The organism is Methylobacterium sp. 285MFTsu5.1 (assembly GCF_000383455.1).
GTDB lineage: Bacteria > Pseudomonadota > Alphaproteobacteria > Rhizobiales > Beijerinckiaceae > Methylobacterium.
The window spans coordinates 23,592-35,116 of the sequence record NZ_KB911282.1 but is presented as its reverse complement, the minus strand read 5'-3'; the positions used below and the strand labels follow the sequence as shown (position 1 = coordinate 35,116).

Sequence of the window (11,525 nt, the reverse complement as noted above, 5' to 3'; positions counted from 1 at the left end):
CGGTCTCACGGGCCGCCCAGCTGGTTGACGTGGTAGGCGTTGAGCTTGACCATCTGCGGGAACGGCCTCACCGGCGGCTCGAACTGCGGCGGAAGGCCGAGGATCGGCGCCACGCGCTCGATCACCTTGCCGGTGACCACGCCGGAATTCCAGGCCGCCGTGGCGTAGCCGCCCGATTCCGGCAGGCCCTGCGGCTCGTCCATGATCGTCACGAACAGGTACTTCGGATCGTTCATCGGCGCCGCCGCCATGAAGGTCGTGAACAGGCGGTTGTGGATGTAGCGGCCGCCGATGACCTTCTCGGCGGTGCCGGTCTTGCCGCCGACGAAATAGTACGGGACCGCCGCCTTCTTGGCCGAGCCCTCGGCCGCGTTGAGCCGCATGATGTAGCGCATCGCCTCGGAAGTCTGGCCCGAGAGGACGTGCGTGGCCCGCGCCCGCGCCGCCTCGGGCGTCGTCTTGAGGAAGGTCGGCGTCATCAGGTCGCCGCCGTTGGCGATGGCCGCCACCGCGGCCGCGGCCTGGATCGGCGCCACCGCGATGCCGTGGCCGAACGCGATGGTGATGGTGTTGATCTCGGTCCAGCGGGACGGGACGATCGGCGCCGCGCTCTCCGGCAGCTCGGTGCGCAGCCGGTCGAGCAGGCCCATCTTCTTCAGGAAGGCCTTGTGGCCGGGCACGCCGACGCCGAGCGCCATCTTGGCGGAGCCGATGTTGGAGGAGTGGGTGAACACCTCCGGCATGGTGATGACGCGGTTCGTGCCGTGGTACTCGTGGATCTTCTGCCGGCCCCAGTTGAGCACGCCGCCCCGGGTGTCGAAGGTCGAGTTGACGTTGTACTTGCCGGAATCGAGCGCCATGGCGAGGGTCATCGCCTTGAAGGTCGAGCCCATCTCGTAGACGCCGACATTCATCCGGTTGATGCGGTCGGGCGAGAGCGCGTCCTTGGGGTCGTTCGGGTCGAAATCCGGCATGGAGACGAGCGCGATGACCTCGCCGGTCTTCACGTCGAGGATCATCGAGGCGCCGGCCTTGGCCTTGAAGTGGTCGATGCCCCAGGCCAGCTCGTCGCGCACGGCGAACTGCGCGCGCAGGTCGAGCGAGAGCTGCACCGGCTTCAGGTCGGCCTGCTTGTTGATCAGCCCGAAGCTGTTGAGGGCCTGCAGCCCGGTGGAGTCGATGTACTTCTCCATACCGGCGATGCCGATGCCGTCGAGGTTCGTCGCGCCCAGGATGTGGGCGGCCGCGACGCCGTTCGGGTAGACCCGCTTGTGGTCGGGCAGGAAGCCGATGCCGGGGATGCCGAGCCGGTGGACCTCGGCCTGCTGTTTCGGGGTCAGCTCGCGCTTCACCCAGACGAAGCCCGCGCCCTTCTTGTCCTTGCGTTGCGTCAGCTTGGCGCGCAGCTCGGAGGCGTTGAGTTCCGGCAGGACGGCGGTGAGCAGCTCGACCGCCTCGTCCTTGTCGTAGATGTTGCCCGGCTCGGCGAAGACCGAGACCGTGCGGATGTCGGTGGCCAGGATCTCGCCGTTGCGGTCGATGATGTCGGGCCGGAAGGCGGTTGAGGACGCGGCCGCGACCCGGTGCTCCTGGCTGGGCGGCTCCCCGAAGATCGCCATCATCAGGAGCTTGGCCGAGATCGTCCCGAACACGCCGACGAAGACCAGCCCGACCATCGCGACCCGCAGGTGCGAGCGCTCGATCGCCAGCCGGAACATGCTGCGCAGGAGCGCCTTGGCGCGGTCGGCGCGCGGCTCGGGCTCGCGCGCCTCCTCCTCCAAGGGGCGCGGCGCGCCGGCGGCATGCGCCAGCGCGGCGGCTTCGAGCAGCGCCGCCTCGTGGTCCGACACGGCGGGCTCGACCGCCGGGTCTAGGGTCTCGTCGGCGTGATCGGACACGGGGGTTTACCTCGAAGCCGTCGTCGGGGTGCGGGTCGTGGTGACGGTGCGGGTGATCGAGCCGGTCGTGCGCGGCTCGATCGCGCCCTTGTCCTTGGGCGTCGCCGTGGCGGCGAGCAGACGGCCGATCTCGTCGCCGCGCTCCGGCCGGGCGGGCAGATCCGAGAGGCGCGCCAGGTGGCTGGTGCCGATCGGCTCCAGGGCGAGATGCTTGTCGACGGCCGCCTGGAGCCGGTCGGGCCGCGTCAGGAGCTGCCACTCGGCGCGCAGCACGGCGATCGCCTGCCGCTCCTTGTGCAGGGCGGTCTGGAGCTTCGAGACCTGACCGCCCTGGTAGAGCGTGTCGTACTTGATCGAGTAGGCGTAGATCGCCGAGGCGACGAGGCCGGCCACCGCCAGCAGGTTCAGGAGGCGGATCATCGGCGATGGCCTCCGCGGGCCGCGTCGGGCAGGCTCGCCAGCGCGGTCAGCGCGGCCAGCGGCTCGGGAACGTCGGATTCGGTGCGCTCCGCGGCCCGGAGCTTGGCCGAGCGCGCGCGCGGGTTGCGGGCGGTCTCGGCCTCGCCCGGCAGGACCGGGCCCTTCGTGACGGGACGGAAGCTGCGGACGGTCTCGACCAGGCCCCCGGGCAGATGGCGGGAGCCCTGCGCGGAGCGGCCGCTGCGCGCCGCGAAGAACTGCTTGACGATGCGGTCCTCGAGCGAGTGGAACGTCACGACGGCGAGCCGGCCGCCGGGCCTGAGCACGCGCTCGGCCGCGTGCAGGGCACGGACCAGCTCGCCGAGCTCGTCGTTCACGGCGATCCGCAGGCCCTGGAAGGTCCGCGTCGCCGGGTGGATGTGGCTGCCGGGCTCGGTCCGGACCACGCCGGCGACGAGTTCGGCCAGCTGCGCGGTGGTCTCGATCCGCCCGCGGCGCCGCGCCTCGAGGATGGTCCGGGCGACCGCGCGCGAGCGCCGCTCCTCGCCGAAATGGTAGATGATGTCGGCCAGAACGGTCTCGTCGGCCTCGTTCACGAGGTCGGCGGCGCTCGGCCCGTCGCAGGCCATGCGCATGTCGAGGGGGCCGTCGCTGCGGAACGAGAAGCCCCGCTCCGGCGCGTCGAGCTGCATCGACGAGACGCCGATATCGAGGACGACCCGGTCGACCTGCGCGATGCCGGCCTCCGCGAGGAGGCTGTCGAGGTCGCCGAAGCGGCCGGAGAGGAGGCGCAGGCGCCCGCCGGACTCCGCGACGAGCGCCTGTCCGCCCGCGATGGCCGTGGGGTCACGATCGATCGCGACGACCTGCAGGGCCGGATCCGCCGCGAGGAGCGCGCGGGTGTAGCCGCCGGCACCGAACGTGCCGTCGACCGCGATCCCGCCCGCGGTGCCGAGCGCGTCGACGACTTCCGCGAGGAGGACGGGGACGTGCGGTTCAGCCGCCGCATCGCCGCCATGGCGGGGCGAACTCTCGGGAGAGGAGCGGCGCCGGCTCATGGCCGCCTCGACGCGCCGGCGCGCCGTGGCGCGCGCGGATGGGCGGATTGTCGGCGCGTCCCGGAAACCCGGGCGCGGATGCGGCTCGTGCGTCTCATGGTGCCCTGTGCCGGGCCGCGCGAGCGCGGCGCGCGTGACGGGAACGGCACCGGATGCGGAGCGCGCAAGACGCCGCGCACGGACGGGACCTGCGCGATGGCAGGGTGCGCCCGGCGATCCGATACACGCCGTTGACGGGAGGATGCCGGGTATCATGGGCCTCGGAGGATCGTCAACGCACAAGCTTGGCACTGCCGCGCGGACCGATCTGAACCCGGCAAGGTTAACCGAAGGTTTTTACCGCCGCGGAATCTTCGGCGCGCCGGCCGTCCGCGCGGGAACGCCGGCGGGGCGATAAAGCCTTGCAGGTGCAGGTCTTATCGGGAAGTGGATCAGCCGGCCTGTAAGCCGGGTTCTGTAGGGCCGGAGCGCTCGCGCGCGCCGGCGTGGCAGCCATTCCTCTGGGACGATCGTCGCCGATCGCCTCGAGCAACCAACCCGGGCGACTGGCCTGGAGAGCCGGCCTGCCCTTCTCGCGAAGGGCGCGCCGCCCCTATTCGGTCTTGCTCCCGGTGGGGTTTGCCGTGCCGTCCGCGTTGCCGCGTCCGCGGTGCGCTCTTACCGCACCCTTTCACCCTGACCCCGGACGGATCCGGGGCGGTCTGCTCTCTGTGGCACTGTCCCTGGGGTCGCCCCCGCCGGAGGTTATCCGGCACCGTCTCTCCATGGAGCCCGGACTTTCCTCCCCGAACGCTCGCGCGTCCGGAGCGGCCGCCCGGCCGGCTGATCCGCGGGCAGATGCGCCCGCGGGGCCGTCCGGGTCAAGGGCGCGGGCCCGCTACCAGGTGCCGGTGTTCTCCATCGACTTCCACGGCTCCTGCGGCTCCTTGGCGCCGCCCTTCTGGAGGATCTCGATGGAGATGCCGTCCGGCGACTTCACGAAGGCCATGTAGCCGTCGCGCGGCGGCCGGTTGATGGTGACGCCCTTCTCCTGCAATTTGGTGCAGAAGCCGTAGATGTCGTCGACCTGATAAGCGAGATGGCCGAAATTGCGCCCGCCCGAGTAGGTTTCCGGATCCCAGTTGTAGGTGAGCTCGATCAGGGGCGACTTGGTCGCTGAGGCCCGCTCGACATCGCCGGGCGCGGCGAGGAAGACGAGGGTGAAGCGGCCCTTCTCGTTCTCGACGCGGCGCACCTCCTTCAGGCCGAACGTGTCGACGTAGAAGGCGAGTGCCCGGTCGAGGTCGGCGACCCGGACCATGGTGTGCAGAAATTCCATCGGATCCTGTCCTGTTCTCTTCGAAGACGGACCACCGGCCCGCTCCGACTGACTCGCCCCGCTAGCTAGCGGCCGGTCCGGCGGTGAGAAGGCCGTCCGATACAGACTCGGGACAATCGGGCCCGGGCGTTCGCGCGGTCGGACCCCGTCGAGCCGACCGGGCGGGCGTTTCGGCAGCCCCCGGCATCGTCGGCCCGGCGGCGGGCCTCGCGCCGCTTGCGTCCCGTCGGCCCCGCCGCGAACTCCCGATCCGCCGGAGGAGAGACCCTTCGGCCGAAAGTATGGGCGCGTCTTACCCAGCAAGATGTAGCCCGGCTGCGACGGATTCGTCTTACTCGGTGGGATGATGAGAGCGGTTTCGAACGTCGGGGGCCGTGATGAGGACGCAGGGATCCGAGGGCGGCAAGCATGATGCACAGATGATCGGTCTCGATGCGGCACGATTCCTAGCCGCAATGCTGGTCATGGTCTTTCATCTCGGCGCCTACGCGTGGCAGGCGCCGCTCTCGACGGCCGGGCGCGCCTTCGACTCCGCCGCAGCTTACCCCGGCCTGTTTGCCTGGACGTGGTTCGGATGGATCGGGGTCGAGTTGTTCTTCGTCATCTCGGGCTTCGTGATCGCCTACTCGGCCGAGCACGCGACCGCGCGCGCCTTCCTGCGCAGCCGCATCCTGCGCCTCGTGCCGGCGGTCTGGATCTGCGCCACGCTCACCGCCCTGGTCTCGCTCGCCATCGGCCGCATGGGGTCCGGTCGGCACGTGCTGCGGGCCTATCTCGACTGCGTCCTGTTCGTTCCGGTCGAGCCGTGGCTGGACGGCGTCTACTGGACCCTCGGTGTGGAGATCGCCTTCTACGCACTCGTCTTCGCGCTGCTGCGGCTCGGGCGATTCCGGAGCATCGGCCCGATCTGCGCCGTGGTCGGCGGTGTGAGCACCCTCTTCTGGGTCGCGACCTTGGCCGTGCCGAACCTCCCCGCCCTGGCGGCGAACCGCGTGGCCGAGCTGACGCTCCTGCGCCACGGCTGCTGCTTCGCGCTCGGCGTCTTCCTGTGGTTGTCGCTCGTCAAGGGGCCGACGGCCGGTCGGCTCTGCGTGATCGCCGTCTGCGCCGTCGGGGCGCTCGTCGAGATCGGTGACGCGGCCGGGTCGTTCCTGTTCCAGATGGGCCGCAGCGAGGATCCGCTCCTCCCGCGCCTCGTCTTCGCGGGCTGCGTCCTGATGATCGTGGCCAGCTTGCGCGGCAACGCGTGGCTCCGCGCGCGGCTCGGCGAGCGGGGCTGCGCGCTGGCCCGACGGATCGGACTGATGACCTACCCGCTCTACCTCCTGCACAACGTCAACGGTGCCGCCCTGATCCACCGCCTCGTCGGCGGCGGGGTTCCGCCCTACGCGGCGCTCGTGGCCGCGTGCTGCGCCATGCTCCTGCTGAGCTACGCCGTGATGCGCTGGGCCGAGCCGTTCGTCCGCGCCCGCCTGTCCGCCACGCTCGACAGGGTCGGCCTCGAGCGGCCGCTCCGCGCGGAGGGCCGCCCCGCCCCGGGGCTCTGAGCCGGGCGAGGACCGCGCCACGCCGGCCGTTTCGACGGCTCCGATCGTTGCGCCGCGCGCTCCGAGGGACCAGAACGGGCCCGCCCCGCACCCGGAGTGAGCCGAATGCGCACCGAGACGCCGCCGCTGATCCGCCTCGAGGAATACCGGCCCAGCGACTACCTGATCGATCGCGTCGACCTCGACATCCGTCTCGACCCGCACGCGACCCGCGTCGACGCGACGCTGACGCTGCGGCCGAACCCGGCCGGCGTGCCGGCGGCGCCGCTCACCCTCGACGGCGACGATCTCCGGCTGGTCTCGGTCGCGCTCGACGGCGCGCCGCTGGCGCCCGACGCCTACGCGGCGACGCCGTCCGGACTGATCCTCCGCGATCCGCCGCAGCGGCCCTTCGCGCTGCGTCTCGTCACGGAGGTGGATCCGACCGCCAACACCAAGCTGATGGGCCTCTACCGGTCGAACGGCGTCTACTGCACCCAGTGCGAGGCGGACGGCTTCCGCCGGATCACCTACTTCCTCGATCGGCCGGACGTGCTGTCGGTCTACACCACGCGCATCGAGGCCGACCGGGCCGAGGCGCCGGTCCTGCTCGGCAACGGCAATCCCGTCGGGACCGGCGCGGCCGGGCCGGACCGCCACTTCGCGATCTGGCACGATCCCCACCCGAAGCCCGCCTACCTGTTCGCCCTCGTGGGCGGCCGGCTCGGGAAGGTCGAGACGCGCTTCACCACGATGGAGGGCCGCCCCGTCACCTGCGCGGTCTACGTCGAGCCCGGCAAGGAAGACCGGGCGGGCTACGCCCTCGACGCCGTCATCCGCTCCATGGCCTGGGACGAGACCGCCTTCGGCCGCGCCTACGACCTCGACGTGTTCAACGTCGTCGCGGTGTCCGACTTCAACATGGGCGCCATGGAGAACAAGGGCCTCAACATCTTCAACGACAAATACGTCCTGGCGAGTCCCGAGACCGCGACCGACGGCGACTACGCGGCGATCGAGGCGATCATCGCGCACGAGTACTTCCACAACTGGTCTGGCAACCGCGTCACGTGCCGGGACTGGTTCCAGCTCTGCCTGAAGGAGGGTCTCACGGTCTTCCGAGACCAGGAATTCTCCTCCGACATGCGCTCCCGGCCAGTGCACCGCATCGCCGAGGTGCGCTCGCTGCGGGCGCGCCAGTTCCCCGAGGATGCCGGGCCGCTGCGGCACCCGGTGCGGCCGCGGGCCTACGCGGAGATCAACAACTTCTACACGGCGACCGTCTACGACAAGGGCGCCGAGATCGTCCGGATGCTGCGGACGCTGATCGGTCCCGAGGCCTTCCGGGCCGGCATGGACCGGTACTACGCCGACAATGACGGCCGCGCCGCCACCGTCGAGGACTTCCTGGCGGCCTTCGCGGCGGTGACCGGGCGCGATCTCGGCGCCTTCGCCCGCTGGTACGAGCGTCCCGGCACGCCCCGCCTCGCCGTCGCGGCCGCGTACGATCCGGCCGCCGCCCGCTACACCCTCCGGTTCGCCCAGAGCCTGCCCGGCGGCGGTGCGGAGTCCGGCGGGCCGCCCCTGGTGATCCCCGTGGCCCTCGGGCTGGTCGGGGCGTCCGGGCCGCTGACGGGCGCGACCTGCCCGGACGTGCGGGACGGCGTCTACGTGCTCGACCGCCCCGAGGCCGAGATCGTGTTCGACGCGGTCGCCGAGGAGCCGGTCCCCTCGCTCCTGCGCGACTTCTCCGCCCCGGTGCGGCTCGACCTCGCCCTGACCGACGCGCAGCGGATGCGGCTCCTCGCGCAGGACAGCGACCCGTTCAACCGCTGGCAGGCCGCGCAGGACGTCGCTTTGCGGCTGATCCTCGAGCCAGACGCCGATCGGACGGAGGCGTTCGCCGCGGCACTCGGCCAGTTCCTCGAAGACGAGGCCCTGGCCGACTCGGCCTTCGCGGCCCTGGTCCTGGCGCTGCCGAGCGAGGGCGAGGCCGCCGACGCGGTGCCGGCCGACGTGGATCCCGACGCGATCCACCGGGCGCGATTCAACCTGCGGGCGCGTCTGGGCCAGGCCCTGCGGCCGCGGCTCGAATCGATCGACGCGGCGCTCGCGCCGGTGGCCGGTGCGCCCTACAGCCCCGACGCCGCCTCGGCGGGGCGCCGGTCGCTCCGCAACGCGGCCCTCGACCTGGTCGCCGCCGGCGATCCCCGGGAGGGGGCCGCCCGCGCCGCCGCGCGGCTGGCCGAGGCCACCAACATGACCGACCGGCTCGCCGCCCTCGGCACGCTGGCGCTGATCCCGGGGGAGACCCGCGAGGCCGCCTTCGCGGAGTTCGCGGCCCGCTACGCCGACGAGCCCCTGGTCCTCGACAAGTGGTTCGCCCTCCAGGCCCAGATCCCCGAGCCCGGCACCCTCGACCGGATCGCGCGGCTGCAGGAACACCCGGCCTTCACCATGACCAACCCGAACCGCGTGCGGGCGCTGATCGGGAGCTTCGCGTTCGGCAACCCGACCCAGTTCGCCCGGCGGGACGGGGCGGGATTCGCCCGCGTGACCGAGACGGTCGCGGCGCTCGATTCGACCAACCCACAGGTGGCCGCACGGCTCCTCACGGCCTTCGGATCCTGGCGCCGGCTGGAAAAATCACGCGGCGCCAAAGCGGTCGAAATGCTGAATGGGATCAAGGCGATCCCGGGGCTTTCCCGGGACACCGCCGACATCCTCGCGCGCACCCTCGGAGGCGGCTAACCGTCTGAACCTGCGGTAGAAATCGATTCTCGGGCTCCCAGGCAACACCTGGGTTCCGTCAAGCCCTTATGGTAAAAAATCCGTGGACAAACTGCCCCCCGAAGTGATTGTATTCAGTCAGATTCGGGGGGCCTTCGGGGGTCGGGTGCCCACACCGGATCACAGTTCCCACGGGCGAGGTTCGGCCATGCCGGAGGCGGCTTCCGCTTCCTTCTCCGCGCGTGCGGATTCGAGTCTCACGATCTCGTGGCCCATGCGGAGCCGGGATCCGCGGCTCGGCCAGGCCGAGCGCTGGCTGCGCTACGCCGTGCCGGGAACGCTCGCGGTGTTTCTGGCCTGCCTCGTCGGGCTCGCCACCCTCCATATCCAGGGCCAGCGTGCCGAGATCCTGGCGGGCGCGAAGGCCGAGGTCGAAGGCTTCGCCCGTCTGGCCGCCCGGGCGGTGGATCCGGCCGGCACTGTGGCGGAGGACCTGCGCGCCCTGATGCCCGAGAGCGAGCGGCATCCCGGCCGCCGCCTGCTGGTGGTCCGCCCCGACACCCGCATCGTCGCCGCCCATCCGCCGCTGCCGGCCGACCGCACGACCCTCTCGGCGGTGCTCGGCGAGAGCGAGCCGCTCTCCGGCCTCGGCGAGCGCGCCGGCGCGATGGCCCTCGAGCTTCCCGGCGGCGAGAGCGTGCTCGCCGCGGTGCACAGCCTGCCCGGCGGCGCGGGACAGGTGGCGGTGCTCCAGCCCATCGAGCCGCTGCTGCGCGGCTGGAGCGCCCGGACCCGCGACCAGATCGTCCTGATCGCCGCCGCCGCGATCGTGATCGTCGGAGTCGGACTGGCCTACGGCCTGCAGACCCGCCAGGCCGCCCGCGCCGACCGTGCCCGCGAGCAGATCCGCGGCCGCCTGGAGACCGCTCTGCGCCGGGGCGCCTGCGGGTTGTGGGACTGGGACATCGCGCGCGGCCGGATCTACTGGTCCGATTCGATGTACACGCTGCTCGGCTACAGGCGGCAGCACGAGTACCTCTCGTTCGGGGACGTCAACGGCCTGGTCCATCCCGACGACGGCGACCTGTACAGCCTCGCCCGGGGGCTCGCGGCCAACCAGACGCATATCGATCACGCCTTCCGCATGCGCGGCGCCGACGGGGCCTACGTCTGGCTGCGCGCCCGCGCCGAGGTCGTGGCGGACGCCGCCGACGGCGGCCGCCACCTCGTCGGCATCGCCAACGACATCAGCGAGCAGCGGGCCCTGGAGGAGACCAACGCCGCGGCCGACATGCGCCTGCGCGACGCCGTCGAGGCGATCTCGGAAGCCTTCGTGCTCTGGGATACCGGCAACCGCCTGGTCCTGTGCAATTCGAAATTCCGCCACCTCCACGCCCTGAGCCCCGAGGATGCGCAGGCGGGCCGGAGCTACACGGACGTGATGGGCCGCGGCGTGCTGCCCCAGGTCCGGCGGGAATCGCCCGAGGCCGGGATGGCGCTGACCGACATGGCCGCCCGCACCTTCGAGGCGGAACTCGCCGACGGCCGCTGGCTGCAGATCAGCGAGCGGCGCACGAAGGACGGGGGCTACGTGTCGGTCGGGACCGACATCACCAGCCTGAAGCGCAATCAGGAGCAGCTCCTCGCCTCCGAGCGCGAGCTGATCGAGACCGTCAAGGACCTCAAACGGTCCCGCCGCACCCTCGAACTCCAGACCCAGCAGCTCGCGGATCTCGCCGAGCGCTACCTCGATCAGAAGGCGGCCGCCGAGGCGGCCAACCAGGCCAAGGCCGAGTTCCTGGCCAATATGAGCCACGAGCTGCGCACCCCGCTCAACGCCATCATCGGCTTCGCCGACGTGATGGAGAACGCGGTTCTCGGGCCGCTCGGCACCCCGCGCTACACCGAGTATTGCCGCGACATCCGCGAGAGCGGTTCGCACCTGCTGTCCATGATCGACGACATCCTCGACATGGCCCGGCTGGAGGCCCGGCGCGTGCGCCTGAGCCCCAGGGCGATCTCCGCCGAGACCGCGATCAGCGCGGCCCTCGCGCCCGTCGAGGCGGCCGCCCGCGAGAAGGCGATCACCGTCAGCGTCGACGTCGTGCCCGGCCTCGAGCTGCTGGCCGATCCGCAGGCGATCCGGCAGATCCTCGCCAACCTCGTGCAGAACGCCGTGAAGTTCACGCCCGCCGGCGGCCGCGTCGCGGTCCGGGGCCGCCGCGCCGGCGCGTGCACCCACCTCTATATCGAGGACAACGGCATCGGCATCCCGACTTCCGACCTCGCCCGCCTCGGCCGGCCCTTCACGCAGGTCGAGCGGCAGATGACCCGGTGCCACAAGGGTTCGGGCCTGGGCCTCGCCATCACCCGCTCGATGGTCGAGCTCCACGGCGGCTCGCTCCGGATCCGCTCCGAGGAGACGGTGGGCACCATCGTGCTCGTCCGCCTGCCGGCCACGCCGGCCGAGCGCCCGGAGGCCGGCGTTCCGGCCGGCTCGGCCCCTTCCGCGACGGCCGATTCCACGATTGTCAGGCGCGAGGCGCCGCGGGCGGGCCGCTCCGCCGCCTGAGCG

At 71.6% G+C, this 11,525-nt stretch carries 7 protein-coding genes and 1 other RNA gene; 3 read left to right on the top strand and 5 right to left on the bottom strand.

All coding sequences use genetic code 11. The features are described from left to right. Positions 1-5: 5 nt before the first annotated feature. The 5 genes from H288_RS0118775 to H288_RS0118760 all read right to left on the bottom strand — a co-directional run bounded on the left by H288_RS0118775 (position 6) and on the right by H288_RS0118760 (position 4,694). Entirely contained in the window at positions 6-1,898 is a 1,893-nt protein-coding gene (locus H288_RS0118775) for a penicillin-binding protein 2 (protein ID WP_020094120.1), read from the bottom strand. Between the two features lie 6 nt (positions 1,899-1,904). Continuing rightward, positions 1,905-2,318, bottom strand: a complete 414-nt coding sequence (locus H288_RS0118770) for a hypothetical protein (RefSeq protein WP_012319332.1) — start codon at positions 2,316-2,318, stop codon at positions 1,905-1,907. Beyond that, the gene (gene rsmH / locus H288_RS0118765) at positions 2,315-3,376 is read right to left on the bottom strand and encodes a 16S rRNA (cytosine(1402)-N(4))-methyltransferase RsmH (protein ID WP_020094119.1); all 1,062 of its coding nucleotides are present in this window, start codon (positions 3,374-3,376) and stop codon (positions 2,315-2,317) included. The genes H288_RS0118770 and rsmH overlap by 4 nt, the downstream gene beginning before the upstream one ends. A 427-nt stretch (positions 3,377-3,803) precedes the next feature. Then, positions 3,804-4,202: RNase P RNA component class A (gene rnpB / locus H288_RS33530), an RNA gene on the bottom strand. A 51-nt stretch (positions 4,203-4,253) separates the two neighbouring features. Then, positions 4,254-4,694 carry a VOC family protein gene (locus H288_RS0118760; RefSeq protein ID WP_020094118.1) on the bottom strand — a complete coding sequence of 147 codons (441 nt, stop codon included), beginning with the start codon at positions 4,692-4,694 and terminating at the stop codon, positions 4,254-4,256. Positions 4,695-5,113: 419 nt separating this feature from the next. On the opposite strand from H288_RS0118760, the gene H288_RS0118755 reads away from it, so the two are divergent. The 3 genes from H288_RS0118755 to H288_RS0118745 all read left to right on the top strand — a co-directional run bounded on the left by H288_RS0118755 (position 5,114) and on the right by H288_RS0118745 (position 11,522). After that, entirely contained in the window at positions 5,114-6,241 is a 1,128-nt protein-coding gene (locus H288_RS0118755) for an acyltransferase (protein ID WP_245274522.1), read from the top strand. A gap of 105 nt (positions 6,242-6,346) precedes the next feature. Next, on the top strand, positions 6,347-8,971 hold the full coding sequence (gene pepN / locus H288_RS0118750) for an aminopeptidase N (protein WP_020094116.1): 2,625 nt from the start codon (positions 6,347-6,349) through the stop codon (positions 8,969-8,971). A gap of 253 nt (positions 8,972-9,224) precedes the next feature. Further along, positions 9,225-11,522 carry a PAS domain-containing sensor histidine kinase gene (locus tag H288_RS0118745; RefSeq protein ID WP_020094115.1) on the top strand — a complete coding sequence of 766 codons (2,298 nt, stop codon included), beginning with the start codon at positions 9,225-9,227 and terminating at the stop codon, positions 11,520-11,522. Positions 11,523-11,525 lie beyond the last annotated feature (3 nt).